This is a genomic window from Mannheimia pernigra, assembly GCF_013377995.1.
Taxonomy (GTDB): Bacteria; Pseudomonadota; Gammaproteobacteria; order Enterobacterales; family Pasteurellaceae; genus Mannheimia; species Mannheimia pernigra.
Map to the genome: position 1 here is coordinate 1295234 of NZ_CP055305.1, position 22756 is coordinate 1317989.

The window sequence follows — 22756 nt, forward strand, 5'->3', positions numbered from 1 at the left end:
TTATAGGCAAATGATAATATCAGACTTAAGCGAGTAGGTTTTCATTAAATGGGAGTATTGTTATGGAGACGATTGTCATTGTAGGCGGAGGTGCAGGCGGATTAGAGCTTGCAACTTATCTAGGACGAAAATTAGGGCGTAAAAAAAAGGCAAAAGTGATTTTAATCGATCGCAATGCTACTCACTTATGGAAACCATTGTTACACGAAGTCGCAACAGGCACACTCGATGAAGGCGTAGATGCATTAAGCTATCGTGCTCACGCAAAAAATCACGGCTTTGAATTTCAACAAGGCACCTTAGTAGCTGTTGATAGAGAAAATAAATCGGTTTCTCTGGCTCCTATTTACAACGAGCAAAGCCAATTATTAGTGAAAGAACGTCATATTAGCTATGATAAACTGGTCATTGCAATTGGGAGTAAATCTAATGACTTTGGCACGAAAGGCGTTGCAAAGCATTGTGTTTTCTTAGATGGTTCAGAACAAGCAAAAGCGTTCCAAAAGCGAATGATGGAGCTGTTCTTGCGTTTTTCTCATAGCGAAAACAAAGAGGTAAAAATTGCTATTGTAGGTGGTGGCGCAACAGGTATTGAACTTTCTGCTGAGCTTTATCATATTGTTAAAAACTTAAATTCGTATGGTTTTGGTAAGTTAAATCGTGCTAGCTTAAAAGTGACACTCATTGAGGCTGGGCCTCGTTTAATTCCTGCTTTACCCGAAAGGATTTCTATTGCTGCATTTCGAGAGCTGAAAAAAGCTGGGGTAGAGGTACGCTTAGGTACAATGATTACCGAGGCTTGTCCAGATGGCTTAATGACGCGTTTAGGCGAGAAGATCGAAGCAGATATTATGGTGTGGGTAGCAGGGGTGAAAGCCCCAGATATGACCTGTGCATTTGGTTTTGAAACTAATCATTTAAACCAAATTGCGATCAAAGATACCTTACAAACTACGGTGGATGATTCGGTATTTGTAATTGGTGATTGTGCCTCGTTAATTCAAGACGGTAGACCTATTCCACCAAGAGCACAGGCGGCTCATCAGATGGCAACCCAATGCGGTAAAAATATTGTTGCCTCGCTTGAAGGGAAAGAGATGAAAGCGTTTAGATTTAATGACAAAGGATCGTTACTCTCATTTTCAAAATTTGGTACTGTGGGTAATTTAATGGGAAATTTAGTCAGTGGCGATATGTTTATTGAAGGTAAAATTGCCCGATTTGCGTATCTTTCGCTATATAGAATGCATCAAGTTGCATTGCATGGTTATTTTAAAACAGTGTTGATTGTTTTGGTCGGACAAATTAATCGCTTTTTACGACCAACAATGAAATTACATTAAAATCCATCGCATTATTGATCTGCACCCAAAGGTTGGACTAAACAACCACTGATTAAGGTGCAGATTTTTTATGACTAAATAAAACGTGATCAGGTTTTATCTTCGATTTGGGAAAATTGATGACTTACTCGTTAATCTGTTCAGTGTATTTAAGAGGATTGCCTTCAATTTATCTAGGATAGTCGCTATGCTACTGTGAATTTGCAAAAATTAAACAAAATATGACCGCTTGTAACTGAATATGACAAGCGGTCTTTTTTGGCTAATTTTTTGCAAATTAAATGGCTAAACCGAACGCATAGAATGCGACTAAAATCACCGCAATGATGGCTGTGCCTAAGTTCAGTTTTTTTGCTTCGCCTGAAATTAAGCGACCAATAACTAATGTTGCGAATCCTAACATAATACCGGTTACAATATTTGCAGTTAATACGATAAATACCGCACATACCAAGCCAGACATCGCACCAACAAAATCACTGAAATCTAATTTAGAGACATTGCTCAACATCAATAACCCTACATACATCAATGCAGGAGCCGTTGCATAGCTTGGTACTAAGAAAGCCAGTGGTTGGAAGAACAGCATAAATAAGAAACCAATACCAACGACTACCGCGGTTAAGCCTGTTTTACCGCCAACTGCTGTGCCTGCAGCCGATTCAATATACACTGCTGCAGGTGCTGTACCGAATAAACCAGATAAAATTGATCCGAAAGAATCTGACGTTAAGGCTTTATCACCATTGATGATTTGGCCATCTTTATCTAATAAATTAGCTTGGCCTGCCACCGCTCGAATTGTGCCTGTTGCATCAAAAATCGCCGTCATCACTAATGCAAATACCACAGGTAAAATGGCTGTGTTTAGTGCACCCATAATATCTAAGCTTAAAAATAGCGAATTTTCGCCAAAGCTTGGCATTTTGAAAAAGCCTGAATATTTTACGCTTGGATCAAACAATAACCCTACTATAGTAATCGCGATGATTACCCATAAAATGCTACCTTTTATTTTTAGTTTTTCTAAACCGATAATGGCAGCTAGACCTATTAACGACATTAATACCGGAAATGATGTGAAATCGCCAAGTTTTACAGGAATATCCATACCGCTATTGATGACTAATTTTACGTTAGTAGCCGCAATGATAAGTAGAAATAAGCCGATACCAATACCTGCACCGTGTGCAATACTGCTTGGTAAATTACGCAAAATCCAAGTACGAATGCCTGTTGCAGAAATAATAGTAAAAACTACACCCATTAAGAAAATCGCACCTAAGGCAACAGGAATAGAAACTTGTTGCCCAAGCACTAAACTAAAAGCGGTAAAAGCAGTTAAAGAAATGGCACAACCAATTGCCATTGGTGCATTAGCCCATAGCCCAATTAAGATGGAGCCTAAACCAGAAACTAAGCAGGTAGCAATAAATACCGATTCCGCAGGAAAACCCGCTTGGCTTAACATTCCTGGCACAACAATAACTGAATAGACCATTGCAAGAAAAGTAGTTAAACCTGCGATCACTTCTTGACGAACGTTTGAGTTACGCTCTTCAAATTTAAATAAGGACATAAAAACCTCAAAGAAAAATAGAAAGGAGAAAAATGGTGGGCTGCATTCTACAGAAATTCAAATTAATTGGCAAACGTTTGCGTAAGTTGATGAGTAACTGAATTCAAAGATTAGCGAGATACGAAAAGACAGCTGATATTGCAAAAAATTGTTTATTTTTGACCGCTTGTAGTAAAAAATCTGCACCTCAGTGAGCTGTTTAGTCCAACTTTGGGTGCAGATTATCTATTACTGTATTAGTAGTCGATAAAGGTAGCTTGATCTGCCCCTTCTTTTTCAACCTTAGGTTGAACCATATGTTCACGTTTCAAACCAAGTTGTAATGCGACACCAATTGCAATATAAATCGATGAGTAAGTACCGAAACCAATACCAATCAATAATGCAAGTGAAAAGCTATATAATGTTGGTCCACCTAAATAGAACAATGCTAATACCACGAAGAGAGTCGTAATAGAGGTCATTAACGTACGAGAAAGTGTTTGGCTTAATGAAATATCTATTACTTCAATTGAGCTTAAACGGCGAATTTTCGAGAAGTTTTCTCTGACACGGTCGAATACAACGATAGAGTCGTTCAATGAATAACCCACTACAGATAAAATAGCTGCTACGAATGTGAGATCGATCTCAATCTGCAATAAAGAGAATACGCCAAGTGTCACTAATACATCGTGTGATAATGCAACAATACCGCCTAAGGCTAAACGCCACTCAAATCGTGTTCCAACGTAGATAAGTAGCATAGCAAGGGTGGCAAGGGTGGCATAAATAGCACCTTGAGTTAGTTCTTCACCAACGTTAGGACCAACGAACTCAATGCTTTTGATAGTCGCGTTCGGATCTAATGTCTGGTGGATCATCGCCATCACTTTATTTCCGACACTCATATCACCGGCATTCGCAGACAAGCGGATCATTAGGTCTTTTTGGCTGCCAGTAGTTTGTACTAACGCACTACCATAGCCTCTATTTTCAAGTTCCGCACGCAGTTTTGTTAAATCAGCAGGCTGCGAAAATTGCGTTTCAATAACCGTGCCACCAGTGAAATCTAAACCCCAGTTAAATCCTTTCGTTACGATGATGAAAGTACATAATACAGAAATAATAATCGAGAAGATGAAACCCAAATAGCGGTATTTCATAAATGGGATTAATTTATAAGGCAGTTTAATGTCTGCTACATCTTGTTTTGTATTTTCAATAGCCATTTATTCCACCTTAAATCCAAAGTTTTTTCACACGTTTGCCACCATAAACCCAGTTTACGAGCATACGCGTTCCTGTAATCGCCGTAAACATTGAAATGATTACGCCTAAAGCCAGAGTGATTGCAAAGCCTTTTACAGGACCTGTTCCGACGCCATAAAGCACAAGAGAGGTTAAGATTGTTGTGAGGTTTGAGTCAAAAATACTGGAAAATGCACCGCTATAACCTTCGTGAATAGCTTGCTGAACAGAACGTCCATTGCGAATTTCTTCTTTAATTCGTTCATAAATCAGTACGTTTGCATCAACCGACATACCTACTGCAAGCACAATACCAGCAATGCCTGGCATAGTTAGGGTTGCTCCAATTAATGACATTAAACCGATAGTTAAAAGCATATTTGCAATTAATGCAAAAGAGGCAAACACACCAAACATTTTATAAAACACTAAGCAGAACAGAATTGTTAAGCCTAGACCTAAAATACTCGCATTCATACCTTGTTTAACATTATCAGCACCTAACGATGCACCGATAGTTCGCTCTTCTACAATGACGATTGGAGCAATTAACGCACCAGAACGTAATAAAACAGCAAGGTTTTGTGCTTCAGCTGCAGAATTAATACCTGTAATTTGGAATTGGTTTCCTAGACGGGTTTGAATGGTGGCAACATTAATAATTTCTTGATGTTTTTCCAAAATTACTTTACCGTTTGCATCTTTACGACCTGAATCTTTAAATTCGGTATAAAGCGTTGCCATTGGCTTTTTGATTGCCATCTTGGTTATTTCGCCCATCATTTCGCCACCAGCAGTATCTAATCGGATACTAACTTGTGGCAACCCTCGCTCATCTGTGCCTGAGGTTGCATCAATAATGTGCTCGCCACCTAAAGATGGCTTACGGCGTAAAACGACGGGTTCACCATCACGGGTATTCTGTATTTCAGAATCTGCGGGAACAATCCCTTTAGCTGCAGAAGCTAAATTCGCTTCTGTATTTACTAAACGGAACTCAAGTGTTGCAGTTGCACCTAAAAGTTCTTTTGCACGGGCAGTATCTTGAACGCCAGGTAATTCAACCACAATACGATCTGCCCCCTGACGTTGAATAGAGGGTTCTGAAACGCCCAACTCTTCTACACGCTTACGTAAAATAGAAAGATTTTGCTCAATCGCTACACTACGAGAATCTGAAAGAGCTTGTGCTGAAGGGGTTAAGGTAATGCTATTACCTTTTAATAATACATCAAGTGTTGGATGAACACGTTGAACTAAACGAACTGCTTTTTCTGCAGTTTGGCTGTCTGCAAATTCAATGTCAGTTGCAAAATTTTCCCCTTTTTTGACCGCTTTATATTGCAGTTTTTCTTTACGGAAATCGTTACGCAGACTGTCTTGCAAAGTATCTTGTTGTTTTGCAAGAGCCGTGTTCATATCTACTTCCATTAAAAAGCGAACACCACCAAGTAAGTCTAAGCCTAACTTCATCGGACTCCCGCCAATACTTGAAAGCCAATCTGGTGTTGCAGGTGCAAGGTTCAAGGCAACTGAATAGTTATTACCCAATACCTCTGCGATTTTTTCTTTCGCTGCTAATTGTTGCTCGCTGCTTTCTAAACGCACCAAGATCGAACCATTTTCTAATATGGCTGATTTGGGCTGAATATTCACAGATGAAAGTGTAGATTGAATTTGAGTAAGAGTTTCAGGTGTGGCTTGTTGCCCACGAGTACCAGAAATTTGGACTGATGGATCATCACCATATAAATTTGGAAGGGCGTATAAAGCACCAATGGCGATCAATAAGATCACCATTAAATTCTTCCATAGCGGGAAACGGTTTAACACAATAAATCCCCAAATAGTAAAGTTGGATTAGCGGTTATTAAAGCGATTTTAATGAACCTTTTGGAAGTACAGCTACAACGAAATCACGTTTAATGGTTATTTCAGTTGTGTCGTTTAATGCGATAACAATATTGTCATTATCAGCCGTTATTTTGGTAATTTTGCCGATTAAACCACCGCTGGTTAATACTTCTTCGCCTTTTGCTAGGCTTGCTAGTAATTCACGTTGTTGTTTTTGGCGTTTTGCCTGAGGGCGATAAATCATAAAATAGAAAATTGCACCGAAAATAATCAGGATAAAGATCATTTCCATTCCGCTACCTTGTTGCATAAAAACTCCTTAAATTGTCTTAAGTGGTAGAAAAAAATGATGTTATAAAAACGCCTGTTAAAATAGCATAAATTCAATGAATTAACGAGTAGAAAAAGCCATCAAATGCTTTTCTTTTAAGCAAAAATGAGGTTAGCGTTAGTTAAAAAGTAGCTTTTTTAATTTTTTACCAAAGAAATAGCCATCTAGCCTAAATTATGATGGATTATTGCCTTCTACATCAATAATCAACACTTCAGATTGTGATCCTAACCGCATTGGTATGCCCCAAAAACCATAGCCTGATGTGACAAAATAATGACCTAAGCCGATTTTTTCATAGCCGTAGTGTAATTGATACATAAACTGAGTAATAATATTTGCAGGGAAAATTTGTCCTTTGTGGGCGTGGCCTGAAACTTGAATGTCAATCGGCAGTTTAGTGTGTTTTTCAATTTCTGTCGGACGATGGTCAAGTAAAATCACGGGCAATTTAGTATTGACAGATTGCAGTAATTGCTCAGCAGATGGGCGTGTTTTGACTAAATCATCGTTACGTCCAACAATAACAAATTTTCCATCAATTTCGACCGCTTGATCCCATAAAACCCGAATACCTGCCTGACGAATGGCCTGGGCAATACTTTCTTGATTGCCAAAGAAATCGTGGTTGCCAAGTGTAGCATATACGCCAAGTGGTGCATTGAGTTTAGCGAGTGAACTGTGCATATTTTCTGAATGATAAACCGTTAAGTTATCGTCCATAATATCGCCTGGTAGTAAAATGAGATCTACGTTTTCTTGCTGAAAAATCTCTGCTAGTTTATCGAGTTGTTTTGCCCCAAATTGTTTGCCTAAATGTAAATCACTTGCTACACCAATACGAATTGGTTGTGCTAGAGGTTTTTCTAATTTGACTGAATAATGCACCAGCGTTGGCACATAAGCATTATAAAACCCAAGCCCAATTAAGCCTAAAAAAGCAAAAGGGTAGAATATCTTCAAGCCTCGATTAACGGAAGGATTCCCTCTGGTTAATTTGTAAATACAAGCGGTCAAAAAACTGATAAAAAATGCAAATAGCAACAACACTAGCACCAGTGCCATTACTCGAAACAGCAAGAACATTCGGGTAATGGCTAGAATGACCATTCCATTAATAATTAAAAAGCTAAGAAAGCTAACGGTTTTACGGTTTTTTGTAGATAAATTAAGTAACCAGCCAATAGTTTTTGCAAAGCTGTATAAAAAGAGTTGTAACACTGCAACAGCAATTACGACGGTAATATAGTAACGGTATTCCAAGCGTCTATCCTTAAATGAGAGGCTAAATTTAGCCTCATTGTCTTAACAACACGATATAAATGCGATTACAACCCTGCTTTCAGACTTGCTTCCACAAATTTATCTAAATCGCCGTCTAGCACTTGTTGTGTAGTACGGTGTTCTACCCCTGTACGATGATCTTTAATGCGTGAATCGTCTAACACATACGAGCGAATTTGACTACCCCAGCCAATGTCGGATTTATTATCTTCCATTGCCTGTTTTTCGGCATTTTTCTTGCTCATTTCCAGCTCATACAGTTTCGCTTTCAATTGTTTCATCGCTTGATCTTTATTTTGGTGTTGCGACCTACCGTTCTGGCACTGTACCACAATCCCACTTGGTTGATGGGTAATCCGCACAGCAGATTCAGTTTTATTGACGTGCTGACCGCCCGCTCCTGAAGCACGGTAAACATCAATACGCAGATCGGCTGGATTGATCTCAATATCAATATCATCATCAATTTCAGGATAAACAAATGCGGCTGAGAACGAAGTGTGTCTTCCGTTGTTAGCATCAAATGGGCTTTTACGAACTAAGCGATGAATACCCGTTTCAGTTCTAAACCAGCCGTAAGCGTAATCGCCAGAAATTTTCACTGTGGCAGATTTAATCCCTGCTACATCACCGTCTGAAGCCTCCATCAAATCGGCTTTAAAGCCTTTAGATTCCGCCCAGCGTAGGTACATTCTCAGCAGCATTTCCGTCCAGTCTTGTGCTTCTGTTCCACCTGAGCCTGCTTGTAAATCTAAGTAGCAATCTGCACTGTCGTGAGGCCCACTGAACATCCGTTTAAATTCTAAATCTGCCAGTTTTTTCTCTAATTCATCGGCCTCAAGCTGGGCTTCGTTAAAGGTGTCTTGATCTTCTGCTTCGATAGCAAGCTCAATCAAACCTTCCACATCTTCAATTCCTTGCGCTAAGACTTTGATAGTATTAACAATTTGCTCCAACATTGAGCGTTCTTTCCCTAATGCTTGGGCTTTCTCTGGCTTGCTCCAGACATCGGGCTGTTCCAGCTCTGCATTCACTTCTTCTAAACGCTCGACTTTATGATCAAAGTCAAAGATACCCCCGAATGATCGAGGTTCTTTGGGTTAGATCAGCAAGTTGAGTTTTAATTGGATTGAGTTCAAACATCGATTGATTCCTTTTACTGTTTTATAAGGGCGTGATTATACCGCAAGCGGTTAAATTTGTAGAATTTTTTGCAAATGAACGGCATGCGAAACAAAATGTCGTTATTATGTGTATAGTGCACATTTATTTATATTAAAGGAGCCTAAAATGTTAGAACAACTTGCCCAACGCTCAGCACAACACCCAAATAGTAGCAAAATTATTTTTCAAGAGACGCAACTTCGTACAGAAAAGTTAGCCGAAGAAGAGATTAGTCGCACACTTAAATCTATAGTGAGTAATGAAGGAATGATCAATATTGATGGAGACGATTTCAAGATGTTCGAACGTGCTGAGGAGGTTCAAGCCTATTTGATCGAATTTGAACAGTGTCAATTTGATAAAAGATCGCTCTCTTCCCTCAATCAGCAAAAGAAATTTGATATTTTATTAGTGAATATTCAAGCCTCTGCAGAGATAACTCTTGAGACCGTCTACCAAATTATGGGGGAGATAGAGCAGTATGCGAATGAAGATGCTGCGATTATTGTGGGCGCAGATTACAGCGGTGATCACTTACGCTTATTTATTTTAGGTGGTTATGGCGAGATTAAAGAGCCTATCAAACAACATGTGGTTGAGCTGCCGCGTGAGAATAAGCCAGAGTATTATGACGCTCAGTTAGTCGAGCAGTTTATCGATGCGTTGAGAGATAATCCAGCGACCTCCATAGCGAGCTTGCAACGTCGCTATTCAATCGGTTTTAATCGCACCGCCCATAATTTAGATATTGCCAAAGCCCGACTCCAACAAGAGCAAGCCTAACGTCTCAACAAGCGGTGAATTTTGCAGGTTATTCTGCAACATCACTGCTTATTCTTGCTATAATTTCACCTCTATTTGAAAGGGAGAACATCATGGCAAACCGACCCAGTGATATTGACGCCACACTACTGCAACTCGAAATTTTACGCCGTATTCCAAAATTGCCTCGAAAAATTGATGCAAAAAGCCTACACGAACAGCTTCTTGAAACCGGTTTTGAGCGAGATTTAAGAACTATTCAACGTACGCTTAAAATTTTATGTGAACATTTTGATATTGAATGTGATGAGCGTTCAAAACCCTTTGGATACAGTTGGAAACTACACTCCGAAGGTTTGGTATTGCCTATTTTAAATGAGCAGCAATCACTATTACTGAAACTTGCCGAGCAACATTTGAAATACTTGCTACCGGCAAATTTAATGGCATCGATGAAGCCCTTTTTTGAACAGGCAGATAAGATGGTCTCAGGCAGTAAAGACAAGCCCGAATATCAATGGCTAAATAAAGTTTGCTCAACACCAACCAGCTTACCGCTTATCCCAGCCAAAATTAAAGATGAGATTTTTGCTGCTGTAAGCCAAGCACTATTTCAAAATAAATTGCTCCATATTGAATACCAAAATCAATTTGGCAAAAAGCATTCAGCAACCATTATGCCGCTGGCGATAGCTCAACAAGGGGCAAGTATTTATCTGGTCTGTCGTTATGAAGGATTTGAAGATAATCGATTGCTTGCTCTGCATCGTATTCGCAAAGCTGAAATTTCCACTTTTACCTTTGAACGCCCGAAAGATTTTAATTTGCAACGTTATCAGAATGACGGTCATCTCGGTTTTGGTAATGGCGATAAAATCTGCCTCACTTTCTCGATTTCCAAATCGGCAGGCTTTCACCTCACGGAAACCCCAATAGCCAAAGATCAAAAGATGTTGGAAGAGAGCGAAGAACACTATCGTTTCCAAGCCACGGTTGCGGATAACAATATGCTAGAATGGTGGCTACGCAAATTTGGGGAAGATATTTGGGATATAGAAAAAGAGCCAGTTTAGTTTTATGCAAGCGGTTGATTTTGCGATATTGGTTGCAAAATCAACCGCTTGTTTTAAGCGTTGATCGTCAATAACAAACCCTTTAATAATAAATTCTCGCAATGTATTGGTTGCCCAAATACGGAACTGAGTCGCCTCTCGGCTGTTTACACGATAGCCTACGGTAATAATGGCATCGAGGTTGTAGAAATCAAGGTTACGACTAACTTGACGATTTCCTTCCTGTTGAACTATTCGAATTTTTCGAGTGGTTGAAATTTGTTCTAATTCTCCCGTTTCAAAAATCTGCTTTAAATGGAAATTAATTGTATGAGATTGAACCCCAAACAACTCTGCCATACTCTTTTGTGTTAGCCAAAAGGTTTCATCAAGATATTGCACTTCAATTTGTACATCTTGCGGTGCCGAATAAAATAGAATGTTCGCACTGGTGGGTGTGGTTAATGCTTGCATAAATTTCTCCTTCCTTTGAGTGATACCTTAACACAAAACCAACGCAGATTTTGGGCTGATTTTGTGATCTTCATCGAAAAAATATCGATTTTCCGACTTTTAATTGCACCGATTAGCCTGTATTAAAGAGAGAATTTTCGTAAAAAAGGGAGACATTAATGCCTTTTCAACTCACATTCTGCCAACAGGTTGGCTCTTTTCACAAGAAAAACCAAGATGCGTTATTCAACGGTAAAGCGGTTTATCAATGGCAGTATAAAAATGCTGAAAGTGATATGTTGGAGGCAAACAAGGTGATGTTTGGTATCGCAGATGGTGTTTCGCATAGCTCTCAATCCCAGCTTGCCAGCCGTTTTTTAATGGGAAGGTTGAGTGAATGCCAAGAGCTTAATTCAACGTGGTTGCGTGCCACACAATTTGCCCTTTGTGAAAAATATGCAGCTGTGCATTTTGGGATAGGCAGTACCTTTGTCGGTTGTGAATTGCACGCTAATGGCAAGGGCAAAATCTTAAATGTGGGCGATAGTCGAGCATACAAGATTACCGCACAAGGTCAGTGGCAACAGCTCAGTGTTGATCACACCATGCTAACCGAAATGCGGCAACAAGGCGTTGTCGATGAACATACGCAGTATGCTTCCATCTACAACGGCTTGACTGATTGTCTCATTGCCGATTTTGAGGCGGATGATTTTCGTATTCATACAGCTGAATTTCAGCTGGAAAAAGGCGAGAGTATACTGCTGTGTAGTGATGGATTACATGACAGAATTTCATCAGAGAGACTAAATTGGCTCTGGCAACAAAGTCAGGACAATTGCGTTAGGCTGCATTTTCTTCAACGTTTTATCAAAAAATCAGATGATTTTTCTGTCGTGATTGTTGAGATATTGTAATTGATACGACATAAATTGTCGTGTTAACACTTAAAATCATCTTATACCCCATTAGATATAAGGAACGCCATATGAAAAACGATCTTAACTACGCAGCAGAACTTATCCGTCAAGCAGACGGCATTTTAATTACCGCAGGGGCGGGGATGTCGGTGGATAGCGGTTTGCCTGATTTTAGAAGTGTTGGCGGATTTTGGAATGCTTACCCACCACTTAAAAAGTTTGATTTGCAATTTATGGACATTGCCACACCGCTTGCTTACCAACAACGTCCTGAGCTTGCCAAATGGTTTTTCGCTCACCGCCTAAATCAATATCGCCAAGCCGAACCGCACGAAGGCTATGCAATTCTCAAACGTTGGGCAGAAAGCAAAAAGCACGGCTATTTTGTGTTTGCCAGCAATGTGGATGGGCATTTCCGTAAAGCAGGCTATTCCGAAGCCCGTATTTATGAATGTCACGGCACATTAGAGCGTTTGCAATGTGTGGCAAATTGCCAAAGTAAATCGTGGTGGTCTTACGGTTATCAACCGATAACTGATGATGAAAACTGCGTGGTCTTAAACGAAGCCCCTCGTTGCCCCGACTGTGGCGGTTTGGCTCGCCAAAATGTATTGATGTTCAACGATTGGAGCTATGCCGAAGGTTACCAATTTGGCAAAGAAGCTTTATTAAATGAATGGCTAGGCAAAACGGAGCGACCAGTGGTGATTGAAATCGGTGCAGGCAAAGCCATACCAACCGTGCGTAATTTTTCCGAACGCACCGCCAAACAGAAAAGAGGAGGTTTAATTCGAATTAACCCGATAGACGCAGGCGTGCCGAAAATGCACTTTTTAAGTTTGGAAATGGGCGGATTGGAGGCGTTGAAAGCGATTGATGAGGTTTTAAAATAAGATATTTTCTATTAAAATCAAATGGTTAAAATAATTTTGCTTGCTTGCTTGCTTGCTTGCTTGCTTGCTTGTTATTATTGTGTGAGAATTAAACATCTTTTCAATATGGAGTTATATTATGGAAGCCTCTACAACTATCAGAAAAATGCTGGCAAGAGGTCAAATTATCGTGCCAAGTTATCAACGAGCTTATGCTTGGGAAAAAGACAAACAGGTTAGTCAATTTTTGCAAGATCTGGAAGAATATCGAAAAAGCAAGGCAAGTTCCCCTTACTATTTTGGACACTTCTTATTTGAAGATAAAGGTAATGATACCTTTCACATCGTAGATGGGCAGCAACGCCTGACAACAATAGTTATTTTTGTGACTGCACTTTTTCAGCGTTTGAAGGAAATTCACAATGTAAAAGAAATAGCTGCATTACCAATTAAACTGCAAGCTAAATATGGTGAAATGGTGCAGTATTATCATCAAGATCGATTCCAAACCGTTGAGTATGATAGACGATTATTTAAAGATGCTATTATTGACGGTGTAGTAGGTGCAGTGCCTGAACTGAGTAGTGTAGATACTGAATCTAAGCGTCGTTTTTTACAAGCATTTCAATATTTTAGTGTTTATTTCTCACATTGCGAGGAAGAACAATTATTACATTTATTGGATATTGTAAGTGATGCATCTTGTACTACTCACGCCGTAAAAGATGAAGCCGAAGCCATTCAAATGTTTATTTTCCAAAACAATCGTGGGAAAAAACCAACTGATTTAGAAGTTATAAAAGCAGAATTGATGTTTTATGTACATCTCTATGGCACAGCAGAACGAGATAACTTATTAAAAGAAATCAAAGATCGCTTTGAAACCATATATAAATCAATTTCGGCTATTGAATATAAAATCAGTGAAGATGATGTTCTGCGCTACACTATTCGAGTTTATGGAAATTCATTAAATGCCTTGAATGAACTGACTCCACAAAAGTGGATTGCAAAACGATTAAATGAAGCAGACAAAGACATGGAGGAAAAATCGGGTATTCAGTTTATTCGTGAGTTTGTATTAGAGCTTTCTCTCAGTTTTGAAAATCTAAAACAATTTTTTACCAAAGATGAAAAATCTGTACATAAAATCCACTCTTTCGTTTCACTTGGTGATTTAGGTGCAGTAATGCCATTTGTATTAAAAGCCTATAAATTTAATCTCGGCTTAGAACAAAAATCAGCATTATGTGAAGCATTAGAATCTATTTTACTTCGCCATAGATTAGCTGGAACAAGAGCAGATTTAACAGCAAGACTAAAAAATGTATATCAGAGTTTTAATGCCAGAAATACTAGTATTGACCCCATTCTAACACTTATCAATGAATTGAAAACTTGTGATGAATGGTGGTGGAATTACTGGAATAATAATGTAATTAAAACTGCGTTAAGTGGAAATATTTATAACCCTATCGCAAAATTCCTTCTGTGGAAATATGAAAACTATTTAGAGTCAAAAAATGCCAATGGCTATGAGCTTACTCGCTTTGAAGAGGTGAAAAGCCCAGAATTAGAGCACATTTCGCCTAAAACGCCAAAAGATCAATCAGAGATCGCAACTGGATATGATGAGTACGATAACGAATTTAATGCAAACTACCTACATTGCTTAGGTAATTTAATGTTAATTTCAAAATCTCAGAATTGCTCTATTGGGAATCAGTCATTTGAAGATAAGCGTAATAGCTATAAGAATAACCGTTTGGCACAGCAGAGAGAAATTTTTGCTATGACGGAAAAAGATCCTAAATGGAAAAAAGAAGAAATTCAGGCAAGACGAGATAAGATTATTTCATTTTTAATGAGCATTCTGTAACTCTCCTCAATTTATAGCGGTGCAACTTTGCAAAAAATCTGCAAAACTGCACCGCTTATTTTTTTCCTTTTCCCGACTTTTCAATCCTACTATTAGCCTGTTTAAGTACATTCTTCCATTCTTATACTTTTGCTAAAAATCTAGAATTTTTATGCGAAACAAAATAACGCATGAGTGTGTATCATCCTGATATCTAACACCATAGGAGTAAAAAATGAAAAAATACTGTTTAACTGAAAGTACAGAAGAAGTAGATGGAAAAACTGTCTATCAAATTCAAGCATTAATTGATATTCCAAGCATAGATATAAAGAAAGGTGATCTTGGTGGTTATGTTGAGGGCGAGCATAATTTATCTCATGAAGGAGATGCGTGGATTTATGATACAGCATTGGTAATGGATAATGCTAAAGTTTATGGAAGTGCGCAAGTTCGTTATAGTAAATTAACAGACAATGCTGAGATTTTTGATAATGTTCGTATTGTTTATGAAAGTGAAACAGAATCTGAGCTTGAATATACTCAAGTATGGGTTGGAGAAGATGCTAAAATATATGGTGATGTTATGCTCCGTAATAATAGGAGGCTTCATATTTTGGGTAATACTAAAGTGTATGGTAGGACTATTTTCTGTAATAATATAGAAATTAATATTAGTAGAAATGTTGAGATTTTTGATGTTAATTTTAGTGACAATGTAAAAGTAGATGTTTTTGATAACGCTAAAGTTTTGGATTCTATACTGGCGTATAATCATTATATAGACATATATGAAAGTGCTGTAATTAAATCTTCTAGAATTCAGTTTAATCAATATTTATATATTAAAGGAAGTGCTTATATTAATGGTTTGGTCAGTAATTCCTGTAATTTATCGTTAGGGGATTATCTTAAAATATATGGAAAAATTTGTGGAACACCAAAGCTAGAAGGCAAAGTTTATATTGGTCAAGATACTTTAATAGATGATAGTTTGATTGTTTCTGGAAATGGACGGCTGAATGGTTCTATGTTGAAAATTGATAGAATATATTTACCGGATAATGCAGATATTGATAGTAATGGTGCAGTGTTTTTTGTAAATTATATTAGCGATCTTAGTAGAAGTATAACAGTTTATCATAATCAGAATAACGGTTTGTCTGTTGGGTTTATTATTAATTCTACAGATTATGATAATAAACGCTATTTTGCTACTTTGGATGAGTTTAGAGAGTTTTTACAAGAAAATGCTAATCAAGATGAGATTGAGGATATTAATTTGATATTAAAGATTGCTGAGAAGAGGATCTTAAATAGGAAGTTACCTATGGTTATTGAAAATATTGAGAGTTAGAAATTATTGGATTCTTCTAATTTGGGTTAGAGAAAGCGGTGCAATCTTGCAAAAATTCTGCAAAATTGCACCGCTTATTTTTTCCTTCCCCGACTTTTAAATCCCACCATTAGCATGTTCAAATATATTCTTCCATTCTTATGCTATGGCTAAAATCTAGCATCTTATGCGACACAAAATAACGTATCTTTACCTAGAATATCCCTATCTCACAAAACAGGAGTAGCAAATGAAAAAGTATTGTTTAATTGAAAGTGATAAAGGCGATGATAAGCAAAAACTCTATCAAATTCAGGCGTTGCGAGATTTTACGACAAGTGATGGTCACGAAGTGAAAGTCGGTGATCTAGGCGGTTTCATTAGCGGTGAGCATAATTTGTCGCAAGAGGGAAATTGCTGGGTGGCGAATAGTGCGGAAGTATGGGATCAGGCTTATGTCTCCGAAAATGCCTATTTGGGAGGTTTTTCTCGCTTATATGATCAAGCACAGTTATATGGCAATGCTCGGGTTACAAGAGGGAATATTGGTGATAATGTCAAAATTTATGGTAATGCTCAAGTTTCTGTAAAGGGACAGATTTCAGACCATGTAGAAATTTTCGGGAATGCTGCAGTATGCGGAAAAAACACTCGTATTTGTGGTTCCGTGAAAATTTTTGAAAATGCCCGTGTGGGTGGAAATGCTATTGGAAAAATTTGGATTTCTGATAATGCTCAGATTTATGGTAATGCTCAAATTGAAGCAAATTGCCATATTAAAGGAGATGTGGAAATTTGGGGAAATTCGATCATTCAAGGTAATCGAATCAGGATTGAAGATAATGTCAAAATCTGTGGGGCGGAAATTAGTGGTAGTAATGATTTTTTCGGTAATACTCGGATTATTGGTGAAAATATTGTGATCAATGATGGTGTTAATTTGGGTAGTAATGCCTTTATTCAATCTCAAAATGATTTTTTGCAAACAAAAATATTTTCGGATTTTCTAGAATATTTAACAGCATATAAAACAGAAAATGGATTTGAAATTCGTTATAACAATGAGCCTTTCTCACCGACACAAATCCGAAATGCCTTAAAGGCTTATTCAGAATATGAAACGGCAATTAAATTAGCAAAGTCACGCATTTTGGGAGGTTTCTAATGAAATATCGTTTAACTGAAAATACTGTAGAGTATCAAGGAAAAACACTTTATCAAATTGAATCATTAAGAGACTTTTCATTTTACCGAAAAGGTGCTTGGGAACATTCTGTAAAAGAGGGAGAGCTAGGAGGTTGGATTGAAAAAGAAGAAAACCTTTCTCAGCAAGGTAATTGTTGGATAGCCGAAAATGTTTATGTCTTTGGTAGTGCCAAAGTCGAGCATAATGCGATTATTACAGGCAAAGGCATTATTCACGGAAATGCAAGAGTATTTGGTCGGGCTTGGATTTATTGTGAAAATCACTATAAATTTGATATATCTGATCAAGTAAAAATCTATGGTGATGCTTTTATTTGTGATGTAAATCTGACAATGAAAGATAATGCAAAAATATATGGTGATGCTGAGGTAAACGGATATTACTCATCACTTTCTATGTCTAATAATGCTATTTTTTGTGGTGGTAAGACGAATAGTTCGGAAAATGGATGTATTTCTTTACGAGATAATGCCGAAGTGCGTGGCGGTTGGTTGAATAATAGTTGCTCAGTATATGGTAATGCAATTATCTATGGTGGGGGGATTCACGATAATGCTGAAATTTACGGCAATGCTAAAATTTATGATTCAGACATTTGTGGTGAAGCGAAAGTGGAAGGCAATACCGAAGTGAAGTTTGATACCAATATCGGTAGTAATGCTTATCTTTGTGGCAATGCGATTGTGGAACGAGATGAGGATGTGATGACATTCTCGAATATCGGCACACTGGCACTGTTACAAAATGAAGAAATAGAAGATATGAAGCATCTCACTTTTTTCCGAGCCAGCGACAAAATGCAGATGACGATTGGAAATCGTTTTTACGATGATCCGGAAAAGTTTTTACAGCATACCAAACTCTTTTGCCAAAATTTACAGGCAATGCTCGAAATGGCAGAACAGCGGTTTGGTTATTCGGAGAAATTTTAATGAAAGCTGATTTCACTCAATGGGTCATTAATGGTTTTATCGCCTTGCCAGAGGTACAAAAACAGCAGCCGATTGTGGAATATAAAGGTAACAGCATTATTATTACATCAAAGTTATGGGATAAACATTTAAGTTTACAATTTATCAAGCATTCCAATACCCATTTTGAAGGTAGTTATTGCTATCAATTTACCTTAGAAAATGGCGAGAGATTTTTTGATATGCCGATAAGTGTTGATTGTTTAATGTGCAAAGAAAACGGTAAGTTTTATGATCTCGGTTGGATAAATCAAACCCGATTTGATGCTCCTAAAACCTTATTCTGTGAAAGTATGCTTGTGCCACTATTAGTTCCGATTTATCGCCAGCTGACCTTAAAGAAAATTGTTTGGGGAACCAGCGGTGATAATTCATATCAATATGCGATGTTTGATCATACGCTCAATACTGATGAAATTGACCCAGAACAGACTATGGAAGCGTACTTCTCCATTGAAAAATGGAGCTATCAAGATTTTTTAAATAATGAGAGTGTAAAGAGTAAGGAGAATTAAAATGGAAAAATTACCGAGAATTGTTGTATTAACTGGTGCAGGCATTTCCGCCGAGTCAGGTATCCGCACATTCCGAGCCGAAGATGGCTTGTGGGAAAATCATCGGGTGGAAGATGTCGCCACGCCGGAAGGCTATAAACGGGATCGGGAATTAGTCCAACGCTTTTATAACGAACGCCGCCGTAAGCTGTTTGAGCCCGAAGTGCAACCGAATGCCGCCCATTTGGCATTGGCTAAATTGGAAGAAAAACTCGGCGAAAATCTGCTGATTGTAACCCAAAATGTCGATAACTTGCATAAGCGTGCCGGTTCGAAAAATGTGATTCATATGCACGGTGAATTGCTGAAAGTCCGCTGCCCAAACAAAGGCACGGTCTATGACTGGCAAGGCGATGTGACGGACGAAAGTCGCTGTACTTGCTGCATTCAACCGGCAAGATTACGTCCGCATATTGTCTGGTTTGGCGAAATTCCGTACCAAATGCTAGAAATTGATGAGGCGATTTACGATTGCGATATTTTCGTCTCAATTGGTACATCGGGTAATGTGTATCCTGCCGCCGGTTTTGTGGAAAAGGCAAACCGTTGGAAGTCACATACCATTGAACTCAATTTAGAGCCGAGTAAGGTTAAAACGGCGTTTAAAGAAGCTCGTTACGGTAAAGCCACAGAGATTGTGCCGCAGTTTGTGGATGAGATTTTAGCTAGATTAGAAGAATAGGGGATAAAAGCGGTCGGTTTTTTGTAAAAATTTGCAGAAAATCGGCCGCTTGCATTCTTTATCAGAGGTAATGGGAGATTTAAAAGAGCGAGAAGCAATCAAATTGTTCAATAAGTTTCCCTATTTACGTAAGCATAAATTGTGGGCAAGTACTTTTGGGCAAAAGTTTACTGCGTAGACACTGTAGGTATTAATGCAGAAATGATAAGGACGTAGGTGAAATATCAGGGAAAAGCACGAATTAGAAGATAAACAACTTCATTTATCAGATATATACAAATTCGGCTGCTATGAATTCGAATATTAATCGCCCCCTACTGGGCTTTTTACTAAAAGTTAGCATTAAATCATACTAAATATTGCTCGAATATAGTGTGCGACAGCTTCATCTTTATTGTAACCAATGACTTCATTATTTGGTAACGCTGCTTTTAAACGAGGATCGGCATTTGCCATTAAACACCCTTTACCAGCTAGGCTCAACATCTCTAAATCATTCATTCCATCGCCAAAAGCAATGCAGTCTTGCAGAGTATAACCACGTAATTTTACTAATTCTTCCAACGCATTTGCTTTACATACGCCTTTTGCCATCACTTCAAGACAGAGTAACGCTGAATAGGTCATCTGTACCTTATCGCCATACGTTTCTCTAACATAATGCTCAATTGGCACTAAGGCTTCAGGTGTTCTACCAATAAAAAAGACTTTCTCTGTTTTTCTACCGTGGTGGTCGCCAAAATTAACCACTTGATAACTAAACCCAGAATCTTGATGAAAATTTTTTAACTCTGGGATCGCTTTATTAATAAACCATTCATCGCCTTGATAACTGTTTAAGCAAACATTCTGGTTATCAAATTCAATATTCATTAATGCAAAAGCAATATTCTCAGGCAAATAGTGGCTGACAATTTTTTTACCATCTAAATTATTTGCTCTTGCGCCGTTTGAGGTAACTAACATTGCATTTTCAACATTTATTTTGCGGATAATATGAGAAACATCAGGGTAATTTCGACCAGTCGCAAAAAAGATATCTACGCCTTGTTGAGATAGTTTTTCTAAGGTATCAATCGTAAAATTGCCAATTTTATGATTGGCATTTAGTAAAGTACCATCAAGATCGGAAATAATGGCACGAAATGGTTGAGTCATAGTTGATCCTCATCAGTAAAATTATTTAAAAAGGCTATCAAATTTGAGTTGAAATTTCAAAGAGAATAACAATATTGAAGTATTTTTTCATTTTATGAAAAAACGGGTTAAAAGTTAAAATATCATATTTATTTGTGATATTGATTAATTGTTTTAGATTGATGGGGTGATTTGGATTTTTAATCTAATATATTGATTGTACACGATATAAAACTCTAAATAGATGATCTATTAGTGGAGTTTAAACGGTTGCGTAAAGAGAAAAATGCTATTGACATTGGTCTGTATAAAGCTAATATAAGCCTTACGACTGAATAACAATGCAAACATAAACACAATATGGAAAAATTTACCTTACTTCGACTCTCTCTGTTATCGCATTTTGTGCAAGCATAAAGATTGTCTAGAGAAGTAAATGAACTATCCGCATTCTTGCCCGCACTCAATATGCGGGTTTTTTTATCCCGAAATAACAAAATAAAGGTTTTATTATGAGTAACAATAACATTATTATTTTCGATACTACACTGCGTGATGGTGAGCAATCGTTGAAAGCAAGTTTGACGGTAAAAGAGAAACTACAAATTGCACTTGCTTTAGAGCGTTTAGGCGTTGATGTAATGGAAGTGGGGTTTCCTGTGTCTTCAGCAGGGGATTTTGAATCGGTGCAAACAATTGCTCGCCATATTAAAAATAGTCGTGTAGCAGCACTTTCTCGTGCAGTACCAAAAGATATTGATGCTGCTTACGAAGCCTTAAAAGTGGCAGAAGCCTTTCGAATTCATACCTTTATTGCGAGTTCTGCTTTACACGTTGAAGCTAAATTAAAACGTTCATTTGATGATGTAGTTGAAATGGCGGTAGCTGCGGTTAAACGTGCTAGAAGTTATACCGATGATGTTGAATTTTCGTGCGAAGATGCAGGGCGTACAGGCATTGATAATATTTGCCGTATTGTAGAAGCCGCAATTAATGCAGGTGCAACAACAATAAACATTCCTGACACTGTGGGTTTTTGCTTGCCAAATGAATACGGTAATATTATTCATCAAGTGATGAACCGTGTACCAAATATAGATAAAGCCATTGTTTCAGTACACTGTCATAATGATTTGGGAATGGCAACCGCTAATTCTTTAATGGCGGTACAAAACGGAGCTAGACAGATTGAGTGTACTATCAATGGAATAGGCGAGCGTGCAGGAAATACGGCATTAGAAGAAGTGGTAATGGCAATTAAAACTCGTCAAGCATTTATGGGGGTGGATACTCGTATCAATACTCAAGAAATTCATCGAGTAAGCCAAATGATAAGCCAGCTTTGTAATATGCCCATTCAGCCAAATAAAGCGATTGTGGGAAGTAACGCATTTGCTCATTCATCGGGCATCCATCAAGATGGTATGTTGAAAAATAAAAATACCTATGAAATTATGTCGCCTGAAACAATTGGCTTGAAAAAAGAGAAGCTAAACTTAACTGCTCGTTCAGGACGTGCTGCAGTGAAAGGGCATATGGCGGATATGGGTTATACCGAATCTGATTATGATCTAGATAAACTCTATGATGCTTTCTTACAACTTGCTGATAAGAAGGGGCAAGTATTTGACTATGATTTAGAAGCACTTGCCTTTATTGATATGCAGCAGGGCGATGAAGATAGATTATCACTTGATGTAATTACTACTCAGCTTATTAGTGGCTTACCTGCATCAGCGTTTGTGCAGGTGGAGTTAGATGGCGTTCGCCAAAGTGCTACTTCACAAGGCGGTAATGGCCCCGTTGATGCTACTTACAATGCGATTATGAACATTGTGGGTATGGAGCTAAAAATGTCTCACTATAATCTCACTGCAAAAGGAGAAGGGGCGGAAGCATTGGGGCAGGTTGATATTGTGGTGGAATACGAAGGCAGAAAATTTCATGGCGTTGGTTTAGCAACAGATATTGTAGAGAGTTCAGCAAGGGCGTTAATTCACGCTATCAATGCGATTTACCGCTCACAAAAAGTAGCGAATTTAAAGCCTAAAAAATAATAATTTTATTAGGGTCAATGACAATTTGCTCTTTATTTCTTCTTCGTTTACAAGCGGTCAGATTTTTTGAAATTTTTGCAAAATTTAGCTAAAATCTGACCGCTTGTTTT

20 protein-coding genes and 1 pseudogene are annotated in these 22756 nt (G+C 38.0%); 13 read left to right on the plus strand and 8 right to left on the minus strand.

The features are described from left to right. The first annotated feature begins 62 nt into the window (after nt 1–62). Entirely contained in the window at nt 63–1343 is a 1281-nt protein-coding gene (locus HV560_RS06280; RefSeq protein ID WP_176812416.1) for an NAD(P)/FAD-dependent oxidoreductase, read from the plus strand. Nucleotides 1344–1620: 277 nt separating this feature from the next. Here the strand turns inward: HV560_RS06280 and HV560_RS06285 are convergent, their stop codons facing one another. The 6 genes from HV560_RS06285 to prfB all read right to left on the minus strand — a co-directional run bounded on the left by HV560_RS06285 (nt 1621) and on the right by prfB (nt 8764). Continuing rightward, nucleotides 1621–2922, minus strand: a complete 1302-nt coding sequence (locus HV560_RS06285; protein WP_159629476.1) for an NCS2 family permease — start codon at nt 2920–2922, stop codon at nt 1621–1623. A gap of 236 nt (nt 2923–3158) precedes the next feature. After that, nucleotides 3159–4133, minus strand: a complete 975-nt coding sequence (gene secF, locus HV560_RS06290; RefSeq protein WP_176812417.1) for a protein translocase subunit SecF — start codon at nt 4131–4133, stop codon at nt 3159–3161. Between the two features lie 10 nt (nt 4134–4143). Next, complete coding sequence (gene secD, locus HV560_RS06295) at nt 4144–5985, minus strand: protein translocase subunit SecD (RefSeq protein WP_176808170.1); 1842 nt, start codon at nt 5983–5985, stop codon at nt 4144–4146. A 37-nt stretch (nt 5986–6022) separates the two neighbouring features. After that, on the minus strand, nt 6023–6316 hold the full coding sequence (gene yajC / locus HV560_RS06300) for a preprotein translocase subunit YajC (RefSeq protein WP_159629484.1): 294 nt from the start codon (nt 6314–6316) through the stop codon (nt 6023–6025). A gap of 195 nt (nt 6317–6511) precedes the next feature. Beyond that, the gene (locus tag HV560_RS06305; RefSeq protein ID WP_176812418.1) at nt 6512–7600 is read right to left on the minus strand and encodes a metallophosphoesterase; all 1089 of its coding nucleotides are present in this window, start codon (nt 7598–7600) and stop codon (nt 6512–6514) included. A gap of 65 nt (nt 7601–7665) precedes the next feature. After that, a protein-coding gene (gene prfB, locus HV560_RS06310) for a peptide chain release factor 2 (protein WP_176812419.1) occupies nt 7666–8764 on the minus strand; the annotation gives its coding sequence in 2 pieces (ribosomal slippage) (nt 7666–8688 and nt 8690–8764; 1098 coding nt in all). Between the two features lie 147 nt (nt 8765–8911). On the opposite strand from prfB, the gene HV560_RS06315 reads away from it, so the two are divergent. Further along, a complete protein-coding gene (locus HV560_RS06315) occupies nt 8912–9568 on the plus strand; it encodes an FtsZ/tubulin family protein (protein ID WP_176812420.1) in 657 nt (218 codons plus the stop codon). A 92-nt stretch (nt 9569–9660) separates the two neighbouring features. After that, the gene (locus HV560_RS06320; RefSeq protein WP_176812421.1) at nt 9661–10620 is read left to right on the plus strand and encodes a helix-turn-helix transcriptional regulator; all 960 of its coding nucleotides are present in this window, start codon (nt 9661–9663) and stop codon (nt 10618–10620) included. Here the strand turns inward: HV560_RS06320 and HV560_RS06325 are convergent. Further along, the gene (locus HV560_RS06325; RefSeq protein WP_176812422.1) at nt 10570–11073 is read right to left on the minus strand and encodes a virulence RhuM family protein; all 504 of its coding nucleotides are present in this window, start codon (nt 11071–11073) and stop codon (nt 10570–10572) included. The genes HV560_RS06320 and HV560_RS06325 overlap by 51 nt on opposite strands. 158 nt (nt 11074–11231) lie before the next feature. On the opposite strand from HV560_RS06325, the gene HV560_RS06330 reads away from it, so the two are divergent. The 9 genes and pseudogenes from HV560_RS06330 to HV560_RS10395 form a co-directional block, all read left to right on the plus strand. After that, nucleotides 11232–11969, plus strand: coding sequence for a PP2C family protein-serine/threonine phosphatase (locus tag HV560_RS06330; protein ID WP_176812423.1), 738 nt, complete (start codon nt 11232–11234; stop codon nt 11967–11969). 71 nt (nt 11970–12040) lie between these two features. Beyond that, nucleotides 12041–12865, plus strand: coding sequence for an SIR2 family NAD-dependent protein deacylase (locus HV560_RS06335; protein WP_176812424.1), 825 nt, complete (start codon nt 12041–12043; stop codon nt 12863–12865). 118 nt (nt 12866–12983) lie between these two features. Continuing rightward, complete coding sequence (locus HV560_RS06340; RefSeq protein ID WP_176812425.1) at nt 12984–14723, plus strand: DUF262 domain-containing protein; 1740 nt, start codon at nt 12984–12986, stop codon at nt 14721–14723. 214 nt (nt 14724–14937) lie between these two features. Then, a complete protein-coding gene (locus HV560_RS06345; RefSeq protein WP_176812426.1) occupies nt 14938–16059 on the plus strand; it encodes a hypothetical protein in 1122 nt (373 codons plus the stop codon). Nucleotides 16060–16288: 229 nt separating this feature from the next. Then, nucleotides 16289–17203 carry a hypothetical protein gene (locus HV560_RS06350; protein WP_176812427.1) on the plus strand — a complete coding sequence of 305 codons (915 nt, stop codon included), beginning with the start codon at nt 16289–16291 and terminating at the stop codon, nt 17201–17203. Beyond that, nucleotides 17203–18177, plus strand: coding sequence for a hypothetical protein (locus HV560_RS06355; RefSeq protein WP_176812428.1), 975 nt, complete (start codon nt 17203–17205; stop codon nt 18175–18177). Before HV560_RS06350 ends, HV560_RS06355 begins: the two co-directional genes overlap by 1 nt. Beyond that, nucleotides 18177–18731: a hypothetical protein gene (locus HV560_RS06360; RefSeq protein WP_176812429.1), complete on the plus strand. Its 555-nt coding sequence runs from the start codon at nt 18177–18179 to the stop codon at nt 18729–18731. Before HV560_RS06355 ends, HV560_RS06360 begins: the two co-directional genes overlap by 1 nt. Nucleotide 18732: 1 nt before the next feature. After that, nucleotides 18733–19452, plus strand: a complete 720-nt coding sequence (gene cobB / locus HV560_RS06365) for a Sir2 family NAD+-dependent deacetylase (protein WP_176812430.1) — start codon at nt 18733–18735, stop codon at nt 19450–19452. Between the two features lie 55 nt (nt 19453–19507). Then, nucleotides 19508–19662: pseudogene (locus tag HV560_RS10395) on the plus strand (transposase); the annotation flags it as partial. A gap of 132 nt (nt 19663–19794) precedes the next feature. On the opposite strand, the gene HV560_RS06370 reads toward HV560_RS10395, so the two are convergent. Beyond that, entirely contained in the window at nt 19795–20610 is an 816-nt protein-coding gene (locus HV560_RS06370) for a Cof-type HAD-IIB family hydrolase (protein ID WP_176808173.1), read from the minus strand. Nucleotides 20611–21101: 491 nt separating this feature from the next. On the opposite strand from HV560_RS06370, the gene leuA reads away from it, so the two are divergent. Then, complete coding sequence (gene leuA, locus HV560_RS06375; RefSeq protein ID WP_176812431.1) at nt 21102–22646, plus strand: 2-isopropylmalate synthase; 1545 nt, start codon at nt 21102–21104, stop codon at nt 22644–22646. Nucleotides 22647–22756: the final 110 nt, after the last annotated feature.

What these genes read in the sequence shown, in the direction of transcription:
- HV560_RS06280 (WP_176812416.1), top strand. Translation starts at nt 63, where the DNA reads ATGGAGACGATTGTCATTGTAGGCGGAGGTGCAGGCGGATTAGAGCTT.
- HV560_RS06285 (WP_159629476.1), bottom strand. Translation starts at nt 2,922, where the DNA reads ATGTCCTTATTTAAATTTGAAGAGCGTAACTCAAACGTTCGTCAAGAA.
- secF (WP_176812417.1), bottom strand. Translation starts at nt 4,133, where the DNA reads ATGGCTATTGAAAATACAAAACAAGATGTAGCAGACATTAAACTGCCT.
- yajC (WP_159629484.1), bottom strand. Translation starts at nt 6,316, where the DNA reads ATGCAACAAGGTAGCGGAATGGAAATGATCTTTATCCTGATTATTTTC.
- HV560_RS06315 (WP_176812420.1), top strand. Translation starts at nt 8,912, where the DNA reads ATGTTAGAACAACTTGCCCAACGCTCAGCACAACACCCAAATAGTAGC.
- HV560_RS06320 (WP_176812421.1), top strand. Translation starts at nt 9,661, where the DNA reads ATGGCAAACCGACCCAGTGATATTGACGCCACACTACTGCAACTCGAA.
- HV560_RS06325 (WP_176812422.1), bottom strand. Translation starts at nt 11,073, where the DNA reads ATGCAAGCATTAACCACACCCACCAGTGCGAACATTCTATTTTATTCG.
- HV560_RS06330 (WP_176812423.1), top strand. Translation starts at nt 11,232, where the DNA reads ATGCCTTTTCAACTCACATTCTGCCAACAGGTTGGCTCTTTTCACAAG.
- HV560_RS06335 (WP_176812424.1), top strand. Translation starts at nt 12,041, where the DNA reads ATGAAAAACGATCTTAACTACGCAGCAGAACTTATCCGTCAAGCAGAC.
- HV560_RS06340 (WP_176812425.1), top strand. Translation starts at nt 12,984, where the DNA reads ATGGAAGCCTCTACAACTATCAGAAAAATGCTGGCAAGAGGTCAAATT.
- HV560_RS06345 (WP_176812426.1), top strand. Translation starts at nt 14,938, where the DNA reads ATGAAAAAATACTGTTTAACTGAAAGTACAGAAGAAGTAGATGGAAAA.
- HV560_RS06350 (WP_176812427.1), top strand. Translation starts at nt 16,289, where the DNA reads ATGAAAAAGTATTGTTTAATTGAAAGTGATAAAGGCGATGATAAGCAA.
- HV560_RS06355 (WP_176812428.1), top strand. Translation starts at nt 17,203, where the DNA reads ATGAAATATCGTTTAACTGAAAATACTGTAGAGTATCAAGGAAAAACA.
- HV560_RS06360 (WP_176812429.1), top strand. Translation starts at nt 18,177, where the DNA reads ATGAAAGCTGATTTCACTCAATGGGTCATTAATGGTTTTATCGCCTTG.
- cobB (WP_176812430.1), top strand. Translation starts at nt 18,733, where the DNA reads ATGGAAAAATTACCGAGAATTGTTGTATTAACTGGTGCAGGCATTTCC.
- HV560_RS06370 (WP_176808173.1), bottom strand. Translation starts at nt 20,610, where the DNA reads ATGACTCAACCATTTCGTGCCATTATTTCCGATCTTGATGGTACTTTA.
- leuA (WP_176812431.1), top strand. Translation starts at nt 21,102, where the DNA reads ATGAGTAACAATAACATTATTATTTTCGATACTACACTGCGTGATGGT.